The sequence below is a fragment of the Ruegeria sp. S263 genome (genome assembly GCF_056780525.1).
In genome coordinates this window covers 1785974-1801423 of sequence record NZ_CM165558.1, presented here as the reverse complement: position 1 = coordinate 1801423, position 15450 = coordinate 1785974, and the positions used below count along the sequence as shown (strand labels likewise).

The 15450-nt window shown below is 58.3% G+C and carries 18 protein-coding genes; 6 read left to right on the top strand and 12 right to left on the bottom strand.

What is annotated here, in order from left to right:
• Positions 1-645: an SDR family NAD(P)-dependent oxidoreductase gene (locus ACT2B1_RS09025; RefSeq protein ID WP_171240683.1), complete on the top strand. Its 645-nt coding sequence runs from the start codon at positions 1-3 to the stop codon at positions 643-645.
• 61 nt (positions 646-706) lie between these two features.
• Here ACT2B1_RS09025 and ACT2B1_RS09020 read toward each other — a convergent pair whose 3' ends face one another.
• The 4 genes from ACT2B1_RS09020 to ACT2B1_RS09005 form a co-directional block, all read right to left on the bottom strand.
• Complete coding sequence (locus tag ACT2B1_RS09020; protein ID WP_171240682.1) at positions 707-1549, bottom strand: ATP-binding protein; 843 nt, start codon at positions 1547-1549, stop codon at positions 707-709.
• Between the two features lie 118 nt (positions 1550-1667).
• Positions 1668-2546 (bottom strand): twin-arginine translocase subunit TatC, encoded by an 879-nt coding sequence (gene tatC, locus ACT2B1_RS09015; RefSeq protein WP_171121622.1) that lies wholly within the window; start codon positions 2544-2546, stop codon positions 1668-1670.
• Positions 2543-3001, bottom strand: a complete 459-nt coding sequence (gene tatB, locus ACT2B1_RS09010; RefSeq protein ID WP_171121623.1) for a Sec-independent protein translocase protein TatB — start codon at positions 2999-3001, stop codon at positions 2543-2545. Before tatB ends, tatC begins: the two co-directional genes overlap by 4 nt.
• A gap of 6 nt (positions 3002-3007) precedes the next feature.
• Positions 3008-3223 carry a twin-arginine translocase TatA/TatE family subunit gene (locus tag ACT2B1_RS09005; protein WP_039531114.1) on the bottom strand — a complete coding sequence of 72 codons (216 nt, stop codon included), beginning with the start codon at positions 3221-3223 and terminating at the stop codon, positions 3008-3010.
• A gap of 218 nt (positions 3224-3441) precedes the next feature.
• Here ACT2B1_RS09005 and ACT2B1_RS09000 point away from each other — a divergent pair, with 218 nt between their 5' ends.
• Positions 3442-3747 (top strand): hypothetical protein, encoded by a 306-nt coding sequence (locus tag ACT2B1_RS09000; RefSeq protein ID WP_171121624.1) that lies wholly within the window; start codon positions 3442-3444, stop codon positions 3745-3747.
• A gap of 21 nt (positions 3748-3768) precedes the next feature.
• A complete protein-coding gene (locus ACT2B1_RS08995; RefSeq protein WP_481668971.1) occupies positions 3769-4440 on the top strand; it encodes a helix-turn-helix transcriptional regulator in 672 nt (223 codons plus the stop codon).
• Between the two features lie 63 nt (positions 4441-4503).
• Here the strand turns inward: ACT2B1_RS08995 and ACT2B1_RS08990 are convergent, their stop codons facing one another.
• From ACT2B1_RS08990 to ACT2B1_RS08955, 8 genes are all read right to left on the bottom strand, one after another.
• Positions 4504-5661 (bottom strand): peptidoglycan DD-metalloendopeptidase family protein, encoded by a 1158-nt coding sequence (locus tag ACT2B1_RS08990; protein WP_481668970.1) that lies wholly within the window; start codon positions 5659-5661, stop codon positions 4504-4506.
• A gap of 62 nt (positions 5662-5723) precedes the next feature.
• Positions 5724-6374: a protein-L-isoaspartate(D-aspartate) O-methyltransferase gene (locus ACT2B1_RS08985; RefSeq protein WP_171121627.1), complete on the bottom strand. Its 651-nt coding sequence runs from the start codon at positions 6372-6374 to the stop codon at positions 5724-5726.
• Positions 6371-7153, bottom strand: a complete 783-nt coding sequence (surE, locus tag ACT2B1_RS08980) for a 5'/3'-nucleotidase SurE (protein WP_171240678.1) — start codon at positions 7151-7153, stop codon at positions 6371-6373. The genes ACT2B1_RS08985 and surE overlap by 4 nt, the downstream gene beginning before the upstream one ends.
• Positions 7154-7274: 121 nt before the next feature.
• Complete coding sequence (locus tag ACT2B1_RS08975; protein WP_171121629.1) at positions 7275-8360, bottom strand: ABC transporter ATP-binding protein; 1086 nt, start codon at positions 8358-8360, stop codon at positions 7275-7277.
• 80 nt (positions 8361-8440) lie between these two features.
• On the bottom strand, positions 8441-9487 hold the full coding sequence (locus ACT2B1_RS08970) for a methyltransferase domain-containing protein (RefSeq protein WP_481668969.1): 1047 nt from the start codon (positions 9485-9487) through the stop codon (positions 8441-8443).
• A 101-nt stretch (positions 9488-9588) separates the two neighbouring features.
• On the bottom strand, positions 9589-10701 hold the full coding sequence (locus tag ACT2B1_RS08965; RefSeq protein WP_481669016.1) for a hypothetical protein: 1113 nt from the start codon (positions 10699-10701) through the stop codon (positions 9589-9591).
• 3 nt (positions 10702-10704) lie between these two features.
• Positions 10705-11484 (bottom strand): SDR family oxidoreductase, encoded by a 780-nt coding sequence (locus tag ACT2B1_RS08960; RefSeq protein WP_171121719.1) that lies wholly within the window; start codon positions 11482-11484, stop codon positions 10705-10707.
• A gap of 73 nt (positions 11485-11557) precedes the next feature.
• Positions 11558-11920 (bottom strand): SnoaL-like domain-containing protein, encoded by a 363-nt coding sequence (locus ACT2B1_RS08955; RefSeq protein ID WP_171121632.1) that lies wholly within the window; start codon positions 11918-11920, stop codon positions 11558-11560.
• 109 nt (positions 11921-12029) lie between these two features.
• Between ACT2B1_RS08955 and ACT2B1_RS08950 the strand changes: the two genes are divergently transcribed.
• From ACT2B1_RS08950 to ACT2B1_RS08940, 3 genes are read left to right on the top strand one after another with little or no spacing between them, the layout of a single operon-like run.
• On the top strand, positions 12030-13634 hold the full coding sequence (locus ACT2B1_RS08950) for a peptide chain release factor 3 (RefSeq protein ID WP_171211342.1): 1605 nt from the start codon (positions 12030-12032) through the stop codon (positions 13632-13634).
• Entirely contained in the window at positions 13635-14429 is a 795-nt protein-coding gene (locus tag ACT2B1_RS08945) for a hypothetical protein (RefSeq protein ID WP_481668968.1), read from the top strand.
• A complete protein-coding gene (locus tag ACT2B1_RS08940) occupies positions 14426-15355 on the top strand; it encodes a glycosyltransferase family 2 protein (RefSeq protein ID WP_481668967.1) in 930 nt (309 codons plus the stop codon). The genes ACT2B1_RS08945 and ACT2B1_RS08940 overlap by 4 nt, the downstream gene beginning before the upstream one ends.
• Positions 15356-15450 lie beyond the last annotated feature (95 nt).

Below are 15450 nucleotides of genomic sequence, written 5' to 3'. Positions count from 1 at the left end.
ATGACCGATCAGACCAAAATCGCCCTTATCACCGGGGCCTCGCGCGGCCTGGGTGCTGCTTTGGCCGAGGCCCTCGCGCCGGAGTATCACATTGTTGCCGTCGCCCGCACGACCGGCGGGTTGGAAGAACTGGACGACCGCATTCAGGCCAAAGGTGGCTCAGCGACGCTGGCCCCCATGGATATCGCCGATCCAAACGCAATGGCCACCCTGTGCCGCAGCATCCATGACCGTTGGGGCAAGGTGGATTTGTGGGCGCATACTGCTATCCACACCTCGGCGCTGACGCCCGTTCATTTTGTAGATCCCAAAGAGTGGGCAAAGGCCGCAAGCATCAACGCGACGGCAACGTCCGTTCTTATCCCATACGTGGCCCCTTTGTTGGGTGAAACTGGACATGCCGTGTTTTTCGACGATCCAAAGGCGGGCCAAAAATTCTATGGTATTTATGGTGCGACCAAAGCAGCCCAGATCGCGTTGGCGCGGAGTTGGGCGGCAGAGACCGAACGCACCGGTCCGCGCGTTTCGATCATTGAGCCTGCGCCTATGCCAACGGCTGTACGCGCCAGGTTCCACCCCGGTGAGGATCGCGCCGCGCTAACACCCACGACAGACGAAGCCGCGCGGATATTGGCCCTGCTCTAGGAATGGCCCTTTCGGGCCATGCCTCCGGCGGGGATATTTTTAGCCAGATGAAGCGGGCGGATCAGCCTATTTGGGTGCCGCTGCGCCCAGCCAGATCGACGAAGAATTGCCACGCGACGCGGCCCGAGCGCGCGCCACGGGTGGCCTGCCATTCGATCGCTTCGGCGCGCAGAGTGTCAGCGTCGACCGTGACTCCGTAGGCGGCGCAATAGCGATCGATCATCGCAAGGTATTCATCTTGATCGCAGGGGTGGAAGCCCAACCACAACCCGAAGCGATCGGACAGCGAGACCTTTTCCTCGACCGCCTCGGACGGGTTGATGGCGCTGGAGCGTTCGTTTTCGATCATGTCCCTTGGCATCAGGTGGCGGCGGTTCGAAGTAGCATAGAAAACAACGTTTTCCGGGCGGCCTTCGATGCCGCCATCCAACACGGCCTTGAGCGATTTGTAATGCTGGTCATCATGGCTGAACGAGAGATCGTCACAGAACAGGATGAACCGGTACGGCGCGGCGCGCAAATGGTTCAGCAGGCGCGCGACCGAGCCCATATCCTCGCGCTGGAGTTCCACCAGTTTCAGGTTGGGGTGGTCCGATTGCAAGGTGCCGTGGACCGCTTTGACAAGGCTGGATTTTCCCATCCCGCGCGCTCCCCACAAAAGCGCGTTGTTGGCTTTGAAACCGGATGCAAAGCGGCGGGTATTATCCAGCAACGTGTCTCGGGACCGGTTGATCCCAACCAGTAGGTCCAGATCAACCCGGTTGACCTTGGTCACCGGCTCAAGCCGGTCGGGGTCCACGTGCCAGACAAATGCCGGGGCCGCACTGAAATCAGGTGCGGCCAAGGGTGCAGGGGCCATCCGTTCCAGAGCGTCAGCAATGCGGTTCAGGGCTTGGTTGTCCATCGGGGCCTCCGGTCTTGTCGTCGCGGTTTCAAACCATGTTCCGGCTTGCGCAACAAGGTCCAGAAAAGAAAAAGGCGCGCCTAGCGGTGGCGCGCCCGATTTTCAGTTCAAAGAGCGGTTATTTACCGTCTTCGTCGCGAATAATCTCGGCATCCGCCTCTTCTTCATCATCATCGTAATAGCCATCGGCGCGCAGCTGTTCCTCGCGCTTTTTCTCGACGCGGGCGACGAGGAAGATCGAGATTTCATACAGCCCGTAGACCACCACAAACAAAATGACCTGAGTGATCACGTCCGGTGGAGTCACCAGCGCGGCCAGCACCAGAATGGCGACCACGGCGTATTTGCGGACTGATCCCAGGCCTTCGGCCGTCACCAGCCCCGCCTTCCCCATCAGGGTCAGCAGAACCGGCAGTTGAAAGCACAGGCCAAAGGCCACGATGAACTTGATCGTCAGGTTCAGGTATTCCTGCGCCGAGCCCTGGAAGACCACGCTCAGCGGGGCGGCAGTTGCACCTTCGGTCACCACCTCACCTTCGGCCCCGAATTGCTGGAACCCAAGGAAGAAGTCATAGGCCAACGGCGTAACGACGTAGAAGGCAAAACTTGCACCCAGCAGGAACATGAAGGGCGAGGCCAGCATGAACGGCAGGAACGCGTTCTTTTCGGATTTATACAACCCCGGAGCAACGAACCGCCACATCTGCATCCCGATATAGGGGAACGCCAGAATGAACCCGCCAAGCAGCGAGACCTTGATGGCCACAAAGAAACCTTCCTGCGGCGAAATGAAGATTAGTCCGCAATCCTGCCCGCGTTCGGCCAGAACATCGCATAACGGGCGCGTCAGGAAGTTAAAAAGCGGCGTGGCCACCGTAAAACAGATGATCATGCCAATCAGAAACGCTACGACGCAGTGAATAAGCCGCGTGCGAAGCTCCGCCAGATGCTCGATCAATGGGGCCGAGCTGTCCTCGATCTCGTCGGTCTTGGTCATGTCTTGCTTTCGGTATTCAGCGCGGCCTCGGCTTCTTCCGCTTTGGCCAAAGCTTCAGCAGCTTCCTTGGCCTTGCGTTCGGCAGCCGCGCGCGCGGTCGAGGCCTGAATCTTTTTCGCCTGCTCTGCCCGTTCAGCCGCCAGTTTGCCGGTTTCGCTGTCGGGGTCGAACTTGGTCGGATCCATGCTCTTGGCCATTTCCTGTGCGGCTTCTTTCACGCCGTCCATGGCTGTGCCAACCGGATTGGTCGCCGCGTTCAGCCCCTTTTTGATTTCATTGACACCAGCCTGATCTGCGGCCTCGTTCATCGCACTGCTGAATTCGCGCGCCATACCACGTGCCTTGCCGACCCAACGGCCAACATTGCGGAACAGCACAGGCAGGTCCTTTGGCCCCACAACGATCAGGGCCACGATGCCAATGACCAGAAGCTCGGTCCAGCCCAGATCAAACATCTGGTCTTATGCCTTATCTTTGTCAGTCTCGGGCGTGACGTCCTTTGCGAGCTCGGACGCGTCCTGCTCCAACTCATCCGCGCCTTCTTTGACGCCCTTTTTGAACGAAGTGATACCCTTGCCCACTTCACCCATGAGCGAGCTGATCTTGCCACGGCCAAACAGCACTAGCACCACAACCGCAATCAGCAGAAGACCGGGAAGGCCGATATTGTTGAGCATGTCATATCTCCTTGTACATCGACGCACTGCGCCGGGAATGTGATCTGAGTTCGTGTCTACGCCCGGATCCCCGATTGCAAAAGTCAGGGCTTGCAATTTGTGCAGTAAATTTGATCGCCCTACCCTTTTTTTGAGGCTCGCTTTTTGCAACTGACAGGTTTATGTCAGTTGTAGTTGGCTAGGTAGAGGACATCGAAACCTGGTCAACGGAGACTCAAATGACCCATGTTGCAGAAATCGTCACCTTCAGCCTCGCCAATAGCACCACGCCGGAAGAGTTTGTGAAACTTAGCCGGGCCTCCGAAGGCTTTGTCCGGTCTGCTCCCGGCTTCACCCATCGACACTTAAGCCAGGGCGAAGATGGCCGCTGGACCGACTATGTGGTCTGGACGGATATGAAAGCGGCCAAAGACGCCGCCGCGCAATTCCCGCAGCAGGACTTTTGCGCGGATCTGATGGCTGCGATCGATCCGGAAAGCATCCAGATGCGCCATGAGAATGTGCTATGGAACATGACCGCCTGATCGCGGTCGAAACGGTGTGTCATGCGCCGCACTGACCGCCTGTTCGACATCATCCAGATTCTGCGCGACGGTAAACTGCACCGCGCGCAGGACGTTGCGGACCGGCTTGAGGTGTCGGTTCGCACGATCTACCGCGACATGGATACTCTCGTCGCCTCGGGCGTCCCGGTCGAGGGGGAGCGCGGCGTAGGCTACATGGTGCGCGAACAAATCACCCTGCCCCCCCTGAACCTGACCCCAGCCGAGCTAGAAGCGCTGAACCTCGGCATGGCGATCGTGGCCGAAGCCGCCGACCCGGATCTGAAAGCCGCCGCCGAAACTCTCGCCGACAAGATCGACGCGGTGCTACCGGCACAGGTCGTGGCCGAGGCCGACGCCTGGAAATTCGCCGTTTATCCCTTTGCCGATGCCGCGCGCGGGCTGGCGCATATGGCGCCAATCCGATCCGCCATCAAGTCGCGCCAAAAGCTCCTCCTGTCCTACCGCCGCATCGACGGCGTATTGACAGAACGCACGATCCGCCCACTGCATATGGACTACTGGGGCCGCGTCTGGACCCTGACGGCATGGTGCGAATTGCGCGCAGGCTTCCGTGTCTTCCGCGTAGACCTGATCGAATCCGTGCACCCCTTGCCAGAAATCTTTGCCGACGAGCCCGGCAAAAGACTAAGCGACTTCGACCCCGAAGCGTGATCCGCGCTTCATCTGGCTAAAAATATCCCCACCGGAGGTATGGCCCGATCAGGGCCATTCCCTTTAGTTCAAGTAGGGTTCCGGATCGACGGCCTCGAATCCTTTCCGAACCTCGAAATGGACATAAGCATTGTCGCCGCCGCGCAATGCAGCAATCTTTTCGCCCCGGCGCACACGATCGCCCTTTTTCACCGCGATGTTTTCGACATTGGCATAAACGGTTAGCAAGTCGTTCTTGTGCTTCACAACGATGATCGGCACCTGATCAGCGTCTGCGGTGATCGCGGCCACCGTACCGGCTTCGGCGGCTTTCACCGCAGTTCCCGGTGCCGCCGCGATATCAATGCCCTCGTTCTTTCCCTTGCTATAGGTACGGATAATCGTCCCCGTGACGGGCAGACCCAACAGGGAGTTGCTCTGGTTGGTTGGGGCTTCGGCCGTAACATCAGGCGCAGGTTTTGCTGGCGCAATCACTTCTTCCGGCAAAGGTTGCGTCGCGCTTGGCGGAGTGGGCGTCGGCGACCCCTGCCCCGGCTGCGTGACATTGGTTGCCGGTTGGCTTACCTGTTGCGGCGCAGGCTGGCTTTTGATCGGGATCAGCAGGAACTGCCCCTCACGCACAGTAAAGTCTGAATCCAAGCCGTTCCAATCGGCAAGCGCGTCCACCGGCACATCGTAAAGCCTTGAGATCGTAAAGGCTGTTTCACCCCGCTTGACCTTGTGCCGGATCGGTTCTGGGCCAGCTGGGGCCGGGACTGGTGCCGCGGCAGGTTGCGCAGGCTCCAGTGTCGACGTTCGAACAGACCCATCCGTCGGCGCGTCGTCAATAGCTGTTCCGGCGATCGTTGCGATATCCACTGTACTGGCGGCACCAACCGCCCGAGGCAGGGCAACAACCTCGCCATCACGCAGGGTGTCCGTCGGCTTGAGGCCGTTGAAGGTGGCAAGCTCGCCCTCGGGCAACCCGACCCGTGCGGCCACGTCCCTCACTGTGTCACCACGGCGCGCTATGGCGACCTGATACGTCGGATAGGTGATCACGCCGCGTGCATCCGGCGCCGGTCGGCTTGTTGTCGCGGATTGCGCCGCGTCAGTTGTCGAAAACCCGCCGACCTGCCCGCGCAGATCATAATCGAGCGGACCTTCACATCCCGCCAAAAGGGCCAGAGCCGCGGCTCCGGTTGCGCAGCGTCGTATCGCTGACTTGGAAACTGCTCTCATTTTGCTGTCCTCATCACCTGCCCCTGTTGGCCGGGGTTCCGGTGCATCTGCAAAGTAATCCTTTACGCCCCTTCTTTTCCCAACCCCTCTAGCAGAGGTACGAAACGAACGGGCAACAATTCATCATATTCCAGACCGGTCTCGGTTCGCCGCACGCGGATCAACGTCTGAACCGCATCCGACTGCCCCACCGGTAAAACCATGATACCGCCGATTTTGAGCTGCGCCAAGAGCGGCCCGGGAGGGTCTTCCGCAGCCGCCGTCACAATGATGCGGTCGAACGGTGCCTGTTCCGGCAGACCAAAGGATCCATCCGACAGCATCGCTGTCACGTTGGTCAGCCCCATATCGCGGAACAGTTCCCCCGTTTCACGGACCAACCTCTTGTGGCGCTCGACGGTGTAAACCCGGCGCGCCAGCTTGGACAGGACGGCGGCCTGATATCCGGACCCCGTGCCGATTTCCAGAACTGTATCGCGCGGACGCACGTCCAGCGCCTGCGTCATAAGCCCAACAACTGACGGCTGACTTATTGTTTGACCACAGGCAATCGGCAACGGAGTGTCTTCATAGGCGCGCTCAGAAAACAGGCCTTTGACAAACTTTCCGCGATCAATCTGCTCCATCGCGGCCAGAACACGTGCATCCGTCACCCCGCGCGAGCGCAAGGCAAACAGAAATTGCATAATGGTTTCTGCGCTTGGTCCGCTCATTCGATCGACTTCAATGCCTCAAGCGTGTCATGCGCTGTCAGGTCCGCGCGCATCGGCGTAACCGAAATATAACCGGCCAGATTTACTGCGGCGTCCGTTCCGGGCGCGGTCGGGTTGTGCTGATAGCCCCCCTTGATCCACAAAAAGCGCCGCCCCGAAGGAGAGCTGTGAGGTTCGACCGAGAAATGTGTATCCCGGCGGAACCCCTGCGGCGCGATCCGCGTCCCCAACACTTCGTCCGCAGGAACCGGAGGGAAATTCACGTTATAAAACAATCGGTAATCGCCCTGTTCTGCTGGGGTAGCATCCAGAATTTTCCGCACAAGGTCGGCGCCGTGCCGGGTTGCTGTCTCAAAGGGATCGTCCAGCCCAAGATTACGCGGGCCGAAATACTGCGACAACGCGATCGCGGGGATACCTTGTAAGGCAGCTTCCATCGCGCCGCCCACGGTTCCGGAATACAGCGTGTTTTCGGCCGAGTTGTTTCCACGATTCACACCCGACAAAACCAAATCCGGCAGCGCATCCTTCATCACGTCGTGCAAGCCAGCCAGCACGCAATCGGCGGGCGACCCTTCAGCCGCAAACCGACGTTCACCCAACTGGGCCATCATCATCGGATGCGTATAGCTGATGCAGTGACCAACGCCGGATTGTTCGAATGCCGGCGCGACGACCCAAACCTCCCCATCCGGCCCTGCAAGTTCTGCGGCAATCGCCTCGAGCGCGATAAGCCCCGGGGCGTTGATTCCATCATCGTTGGTCAGAAGAATACGCATATGCCCCATCCGTCCCTGCGTTTTTTCCTTGATAGACCCGCCCCTGCGCGGCGGCAAGCGACCCGCGCACGCAATCTGCGGCTTTCACGCACCACTTGGCCCTAATCTGTGGTTACAGGCGTTACTCGGGGAACACGAAACACCGGTCCCGGCGGACCGTCAGCCACATAACGCGTCCCGGCTGGGGCACAAAGACGTTGGGTACCGTCGCTTTCAGGATCGAGCCGTCATGATCCATGCGAAACTCAACAAGGCTTTCGTTGCCCAGAAACCGCGAACGCTCGACCACGCCTCGGGCCGCGACGCCATCCGTCGCCGTTGGGAGCGGCCCTTTGCCGTTGCGATCAAAGTCCAAGCGAACGTGCTGAGGGCGGAAAACGATCTCGACATTCGTGCCATCAGCGACGCCGGGCGCCAGAAACTGCCCAAACGGCGTGTCCGCCAAGGCCCCATTCACTTGCGACCTTAAAGTATTGAGATCGCTAAAAAAGGCCACGGCCGCCTTATCAGCCGGGCGTGTATAAACGTTATAGGGCGCGCCTTGCTGAACGATCTTGCCCCGTCGCATCAACGCGATTTCGTCTGCCATGCGCATGGCCTCTTCGGGTTCATGAGTGACCAGAACCACAGCCGCGTCTTCCTGCTTGAGGATCGCCAGGGTCTCATCCCTGATGCCATCGCGCAGCCGGTTGTCCAGCCCCGAGAAGGGTTCATCCATTAACATGATACGCGGGCGCGGTGCCAGAGCACGCGCCAATGCCACCCTTTGCTGCTCACCCCCTGACAGGTGATGCGGAAAATCGTCTATGAACCGCATCATGTCGACCTTGCGCAGCAGTTCTTCGACGCGGGCGCGTTTTTCGTCCTTGCGCCCTTTCAAGCCAAAAGCGACGTTGTCCGCCACGCTGAGATGGGGAAACAGGGCAAAGTCCTGAAACATCAACCCAATTTCGCGACGTTCCGGAGGCACGCGAAACACGGTGTCGCAGATCAGTTTCCCGTCGACGTAAATCTCACCGGATTCCTGCATGTCGACCCCTGCGATCATCCGCAGCGTCGTTGACTTGCCACAACCCGACGGCCCCAGCAAACAGGTGACCTGCCCCGCCTGAACGGTCAGCGAGACATCGTCAACCACAACCCGCCCTTCATAGCGCGCGACCAGATTGCGAATTTCCAGACGTGGAGGAGTTGCGTCTACTGTCACCGATGGACCCCGTTGCCTTTCCCGATCAATTCCATCGGACTTGGGCGGGGATAGCAACCCCGCCCCTCAGGCGCAAGGGATCAGCAACACCCGCCGGACAGAGCTTCTCCGGCGGCTTCAAACGGGCTTTCCCCGCCACACCCTTCGAAAATGCCATAATGGGTCGAGAAATCGCCGATAAAGTCGAAATGCCGGGCAAATCGTGTGTCTTTCAACATCATCCACGTATTACCGCAAACCGGAAAGACCTTGCCGGTTTCAATCGCATGATGGTCATCCAACTCAAACAGATGCGGAGCATGAGGGATGGTGCCCTTGTAGATCACCGCCTGCCCGTAATCCTCGCAAGCTGGCTCCAGCTCCGGCAGCTTGAACAGACGATACGTCGCGGACAGGAACTTCAACGGCGCAACGCGCTCCTCCAGCACCGGGTTTTCAATGGTCAGCGGTCGGTGAGTCACACGGCGTGGATCGCCAAATCCTGCCTTGCGCGAGATCGACAGGAAATCATTCCAATACAGCGCCCCGGACAGGCATTCACCGTACAAAACCTCATCCTCGGCCATAGCCTGAGGCACGCGTCGATCGGCGTAGACGTCCGAGAAATACATCTCGCCGCCTTCTTTCAGCAGGCGGTGCGCCCCGCGCAAAACCGCCTCTTTATCGGTGGCCAGATTGATGACGCAGTTCGAGACGATGATGTCGAACGAGCCGGGCTCAAGGTCCAATTCGTCCAGTTTTTCGATATAGCCGTGATGGAATTCAACATTCGACGCTCCGTGACCAAAGGCCTGTGCGTGATAATCCTGATGCGCTCGGGCGACGTCCAGTTGCTCGGGCGTCATATCCACACCAACCACGCGGCCTTTTTCGCCCACCATAGCGGACAGAGCGTAGACGTCGCGCCCGGCCCCACAGCCCAAGTCGAGGATGCTCATCCCCTCAAGATCCAGCGGGGCGATCAACCCGCATCCATAGTAACGGGTCAACACATCGTCATGAATTTGCGAAAGAATTTTCTTTACATGATCCGGCATGTCATCCGGCGTGCAACATGCGTTGGTCTGCAGGTCAGAACTGCCTTGCAAGACTTCGCCATAGTAATTCTGCACCGACTCATGCTTCATCCCGAGCTTCCCTCTGTTTCGCGACAGACATCAGCTAGATCAGAGCGGTGTCAGGTGCAATCCAAGCCTTCGACATTTAACAGAACTGTGAGTTGCCCGCCTCAACCCAGCAGTTCGAAATCGACGCCCGCGCGCACCCGACCATTCACCTGAATTTCCAACCGATGTGCGCCGGGGACCAGCTTGAAGGTTGTCGCATCGGCTTTAAGCTTGTGCTTCTTTCCCAGTTTTAACGCCCCGTCGCGCAAAGCCGATTGCTTGAGTTTATGCACCTTTGTTGAAGTTTTTCCTCCAGGCCTTTGAAAGTGAATAATATAATCTACCAAAACGGGTTGATCACTCTCTCCGGTCAAAGCCACATCAAACTCCAACGCCCCGCTAATCCTGGCCTCACCAAGAACAGCGATGCTTGCCGAAACCTCGGCTTCTGGGTCAAAGCCCAGCATCTTCATGGCCTTGGGGTGGCCCGATTTGACTAGCCCGCGCAGAGTGTGCGTTGTCATCCATCGCAATTCGTCAGCGTCTTGATGCGCGTCCTGCGACCAGCTTTGCAAGCGGCTCAGAACCAGTTCGGGGTCCTTCTTTGTGATATCATTCAGATGATTGGCGACCGAGCGTGTCACGTAACGAGTCTTGTCCACGTGAAGCCGGTCCAACAATGGTAACGGATCAGTCAGGTCCAGCCCGACCGCCTGCCCCCACGGCAGCCTTGGCCGCGTTCCTTCGCTAACCAGTCTGCGCACGTGATAGCTGTCGTGATCGCACCAAACTTCCATACGCGCCATCACCTTATCAGGATGGTGGTTAAGGAATGGGCGAATGGCCCATTCCATTGAGAACCTCTGCGTCAGTTCTTCGATCACGTCCAGCGCCAGATCGGGATGGTCCAACCCAACGTCCACAACCCAATCGCCCAAGGGCGCAAAGATGAAGTCACCGAAATCATCATCCGTCTTGGTCGGGTCCAACGGAGGGGGCAAGGCTTTCAACAACGTCGGCGCAACGTCCGGCAGATCACCGGGAACGGCCTGTTGCAGACACGTGGCGATCCACGCCATACGCTCTTTCAACTCAAGACCAGACAGGCGGGACATGACCTGCGCTTGAAGCGCATCCACATCGAAACCGGGGTCGGCTGCCGCGAAAAGCCCCGCCAGATAGCGGGTCTTTTCTGCATTAAATAACTGATCTTTCAGTGAAAAATTTTTCGCCATCATCTACATCGTCAGGTTGGTCCCGCCGCCGTCCAGCAGGATATTCTGACCCACGATAAACCCCGCGTGCTGGGAACACAGAAAAGCGCAGGCCGCGCCAAATTCCTGCCGTGTGCCATAGCGGCGCGCGGGGATCGTGGCGGCGCGTTCGGCACGGGCGTCTTCCATCGAGATGTTCTTTTGCAAGGAAACCCCGCTGTCCAGCGCATCGGCGCGGTCGGTGGCGTGAATGCCGGGCAACAGATTGTTGATCGTCACCCCTTGGGGGGCCACCTGACGCGCGGTTCCGGCGACATAGCCAGTCAGCCCCGTCCGCGCCGCGTTCGACAGGCCCAGCACGGCGATGGGCGCGCGCACGGATTGCGAGGTGATATTGACCACGCGCCCCCAGCCTTTGTCCATCATTCCCGGCAGCAAGGCCTTCATAAAGGCAATCGGCGTCAGCATGTTGGCGTCCAGCGCTTTGATGAAATCTTCACGCTCCCAATCCGACCACATACCCGGAGGGGGACCACCCGCGTTTGTCACAAGAATATCAACACCCTGCGCAGCTTCTATGACCTGCTCCTGACCGTCCGGCGAAGTGACATCGCACGCGACCGTCTGAACGTCCACGCCATGGTCCGAGCGCAACCGCGCGGCTTCAAACTCTAACGCCTCGGAACCGCGCGCGTTCATCACGAGATCGACCCCCGCTGCAGCCAATGACTCGGCACAGCCCAGACCCAATCCCTTGCTACTGGCACAAACCAGCGCGCGTTTTCCTTTGATTCCCAGATCCATCTGATCCTCCCCATCTGTTGTTGTTGCCATGTCTAGCACCGGCCAGACAGGGAAGACCAGAATTCAAGAACGATCAGTAAAAGAACTCTTCCCGAACAATTTTTCCGTTCGCCACATGATAGACGCCAACCTCTTGCATATCAAAGGCTTCACCGGTTTCTTTCACCTTGCCCTGCACTGAAAAAATCACCGCAAAGCGATCTTCACCATGAGGAAAGGGATCACTGACCGAAGCGCCCGAGACCTCGTGCGCGCCTTCCCACCATTCGTGTTTACCTCGAATGGCGTCGCGACCGTGGGTTTCACGCCCCATATCCATGAAATCCTGCCCTTCGACCGAAACGGCATCCTCGGCATAGAGCTTATCCAGATTTTCCTTGGCGCGGTCTTCGCGACAACCAGCCACCAGCTCATCGGCAATCTCTTTCAAATTCATTTATCCACTCCACTATTTGTTCACTATATGTTCTTATTGCCATAGCTGTACGATTCGAACCACCCCCTTTGTCTTGCCTCGGCAGGATTCCCCGCCTATACGCGCGATTATGCTTGATACCTCGAACCAACCCTCCCTGCCGCCCGAGATCGCCCGTCGCCGGACCTTTGCGATCATCTCGCACCCGGATGCGGGCAAGACGACGCTGACGGAAAAGTTCCTTCTATACGGAGGCGCGATCCAGATGGCCGGTCAGGTCCGCGCCAAAGGTGAGGCGCGGCGCACACGCTCGGACTTCATGCAGATGGAAAAGGATCGCGGTATCTCGGTTTCCGCTTCGGCAATGTCGTTCGACTATGGGAACTTCCGTTTCAATCTGGTTGATACACCCGGTCACAGCGATTTCTCGGAAGATACCTATCGGACGCTCACCGCTGTAGACGCTGCTGTGATGGTGATCGACGGCGCGAAAGGTGTGGAAAGCCAGACGCAGAAACTGTTCGAGGTCTGCCGCCTGCGCGATCTGCCGATCCTGACCTTCTGTAACAAGATGGACCGCGAAAGCCGCGATACGTTCGAGATCATCGACGAAATTCAAGAGATGCTGGCCATCGACGTCACTCCCGCCGCCTGGCCGATTGGCGTGGGGCGCGATTTCATCGGCTGCTATGACATGCTGCGCGACCGCTTGGAACTGATGGACCGCGCCGACCGCAACAAAGTGGCCGAGAGCATTCAGATCGACGGTTTGGACGATCCCAAGCTGGCCGAACACGTCCCAGAACATCTGCTGGAGAAACTGCTGGAAGAGGTCGAAATGGCGCGCGAATTGTTGCCCAAGCTCGACCCGCAGGCAGTGCTTGAGGGGCATATGACCCCAATCTGGTTCGGCTCGGCGATTAACTCGTTCGGCGTCAAGGAATTGATGGAAGGCATCGGTGCATACGGCCCGCAGCCACAGGTTCAATCGGCTGAACCGCGTCAGATCGCGCCGGATGAAAAGAAGGTCGCAGGCTTTGTCTTCAAGGTGCAGGCCAATATGGACCCTAAGCACCGCGACCGCGTAGCGTTTGTGCGAATGGCCTCGGGACATTTCAAACGCGGCATGAAGCTGACTCATGTACGGTCGAAAAAGCCCATGGCGATCTCGAACCCGGTGCTGTTTCTGGCCTCCGACCGCGAATTGGCTGAAGAGGCATGGGCCGGCGACATCATCGGCATCCCCAACCACGGGCAACTGCGCATCGGGGACACCCTGACCGAGGGTGAGGCGTTGCGCGTCACCGGAATTCCGTCCTTTGCGCCGGAACTGCTGCAAACCGTCCGCGCGGCAGATCCGTTAAAAGCCAAGCATCTGGAAAAGGCTTTGATGCAGTTCGCCGAGGAAGGTGCAGCCAAAGTGTTCAAACCCTCGATCGGGTCTGGCTTTATCGTAGGTGTGGTCGGTGCGCTGCAATTCGAAGTGCTCGCCAGCCGGATCGAGATGGAATACGGCCTGCCTGTTCGGTTCGAGGCGTCGCAGTTCACTTCGGCCCGTTGGGTCAGCGGTGACAAGGTCGAGGTTGAAAAATTCGTCAACGCCAACAAACAGCACATCGCGCATGACCATGACGGCGACATCGTTTATCTGACGCGCCTGCAATGGGATATCGACCGGGTTGTGCGGGACTATCCGGCATTGAACCTGACGGCGACCAAGGAAATGATGGTTTGATTGCAGTGGCAAACACCCCGCCGCAATCTCTTGGGCATGAAAGAGATTGATCTGACCTATCCCGACGGTCTGACAGGCGTCCTGGACCGTTTTGAGGGCCGCCGCGCCCCGTTCGACTTTGGCGCTGAAATGCTGCCGCCTGCTGATGCTGCTCTGGAGCCTTTGACTGTTCAGATCGTTGCTGAGGATGCGGCGCGGCTGGGTCCGGGGTCGCCCAACACATCTTGGGCGCGCAAACGGGCGCGGATCGCGGAAGAAATCGTAGGCACGACCGAACTGGCATTCCTGAACGCTCAGTTGATCGCAAACCTGCGTAAAAGGGATTTTCCGACACAATGCCCGACCCTGTTTCAGCGCCTCTGGGCCGAGCAATCGGCGCATCTGTTGCAGGTGTTGGACCTGCGTTGGCTGGTATCCTCGGTGCAGACATTTGCAGATCACGGCATGACCCCGACCCAACGTGAGGTCGGTCATGCCTTGCGCATGTTGTTTGGTCTGGTCAAACTGTATGAGTTTGAACGTCTGTTTTCCGGCCACCTACCCTCGGATGCCTTTCGGTTGCGACACAAAGTCGATGCCGCCCTAACAATGGGGATGGAGGGGTTTTCGCTGGATAGTGGTGGTCTGGATATCAACCTTATTGCGCCGATCTGGTCCAAAGCTTTGACCGACCCAACCATAGCGCTGTTGGCCGATCATCTTCTGAACAGGCTTAACGCGGACCCCGGCACTGTGTTCCGACGCCTGAAACTAATGCGAGAGATGCGGGCGGCGCGGCAAAGGGCGCGGCAGTGACAACTTGGGGCATCGTATCGACTGTTCGGGGAACAGCAAAGGACATCCTGCGATTTGTGGCCTATCACCTCGATCTTGGGGCCGATCAAATCTTTCTGTTTCTGGACGAGCCCTGCCCCGACGCCTTCAACGTGCTTATTCGCCACCCGAAGGTCGAGGTTCGCATCTGCGACGCAAGGTTCTGGACCTACAGGCAACGCAAAAGGCCCGATACGCATCAGGTGCGACAGACCGCAAATGCCAGCTTTACTTATCGAAAGGCACAAGTTGACTGGCTGACTCATATTGATCTGGACGAATTCCTGTGGTCCCAGACCCCTATTGATGAACAGTTGGCAGAGATTCCGGATGACGTCCCCGCGGTTCGTGTCCGTCCGATTGAACCCGTCGGGGGCACGCAGGATCAGTACAAGGCCTATATTCCTACCGGTCAGGGCCGCGACGGGATTATGCAAACGCTTTATCCGAATTACGGCGCATTTGTACTGGGTGGATTCCTCAGCCACGTTCAGGGCAAGCTCTTCGTGCGTACCGGCCTGCCCCAGATCAATTTCCGCATCCACAACCTGTTTCAGAACGGAGAGATGTGCCCGGTAAAGACCGAGTTACCCGGAATCGACCTGTGCCACCGCCACGCGCCTGACTGGGATCATTTCCGGGCGCATGTCCAATTTCGGATGCAAAGCGGATCATACAGGGCCGGAATGTCCCCGAACGTGCCACGCGAACATGGCGGGTTGAACATGAACGAACTGCTGAGCTGGATAATGACCGAAGGCGGCGAAACCGGGCTTCGTGCGTTTTACGATGAAATCAGCGGTACAGACCCCGAGGTTTACGCGCGATTGAAGCAACATGGGTTGATCCGCTATCGCCCGTTCAATCTGGACGAAAAGCTCGCGAAACACTTCCCCGGAACCGCCTGAATTGTTGCTCGAAATCCAGACTATCACGGACCGCCGTTACGTTAACGTGTCTTCATTTGACGCTGATCGACGTTTTTGTTATGTCCCCGCCCAAG

Coding starts and splice junctions, on each gene's coding strand:
- ACT2B1_RS08960 (WP_171121719.1), bottom strand. CDS start 11,484: ATGGATCTGGGAATCAAAGGAAAACGCGCGCTGGTTTGTGCCAGTAGC.
- tatC (WP_171121622.1), bottom strand. CDS start 2,546: ATGACCAAGACCGACGAGATCGAGGACAGCTCGGCCCCATTGATCGAG.
- ACT2B1_RS08995 (WP_481668971.1), top strand. CDS start 3,769: ATGCGCCGCACTGACCGCCTGTTCGACATCATCCAGATTCTGCGCGAC.
- ACT2B1_RS09020 (WP_171240682.1), bottom strand. CDS start 1,549: ATGGACAACCAAGCCCTGAACCGCATTGCTGACGCTCTGGAACGGATG.
- ACT2B1_RS08985 (WP_171121627.1), bottom strand. CDS start 6,374: ATGAGCGGACCAAGCGCAGAAACCATTATGCAATTTCTGTTTGCCTTG.
- ACT2B1_RS08970 (WP_481668969.1), bottom strand. CDS start 9,487: ATGAAGCATGAGTCGGTGCAGAATTACTATGGCGAAGTCTTGCAAGGC.
- ACT2B1_RS09005 (WP_039531114.1), bottom strand. CDS start 3,223: ATGCTCAACAATATCGGCCTTCCCGGTCTTCTGCTGATTGCGGTTGTG.
- ACT2B1_RS08955 (WP_171121632.1), bottom strand. CDS start 11,920: ATGAATTTGAAAGAGATTGCCGATGAGCTGGTGGCTGGTTGTCGCGAA.
- ACT2B1_RS09025 (WP_171240683.1), top strand. CDS start 1: ATGACCGATCAGACCAAAATCGCCCTTATCACCGGGGCCTCGCGCGGC.
- tatB (WP_171121623.1), bottom strand. CDS start 3,001: ATGTTTGATCTGGGCTGGACCGAGCTTCTGGTCATTGGCATCGTGGCC.
- surE (WP_171240678.1), bottom strand. CDS start 7,153: ATGCGTATTCTTCTGACCAACGATGATGGAATCAACGCCCCGGGGCTT.
- ACT2B1_RS09000 (WP_171121624.1), top strand. CDS start 3,442: ATGACCCATGTTGCAGAAATCGTCACCTTCAGCCTCGCCAATAGCACC.
- ACT2B1_RS08965 (WP_481669016.1), bottom strand. CDS start 10,701: ATGGCGAAAAATTTTTCACTGAAAGATCAGTTATTTAATGCAGAAAAG.
- ACT2B1_RS08950 (WP_171211342.1), top strand. CDS start 12,030: ATGCTTGATACCTCGAACCAACCCTCCCTGCCGCCCGAGATCGCCCGT.
- ACT2B1_RS08990 (WP_481668970.1), bottom strand. CDS start 5,661: ATGAGAGCAGTTTCCAAGTCAGCGATACGACGCTGCGCAACCGGAGCC.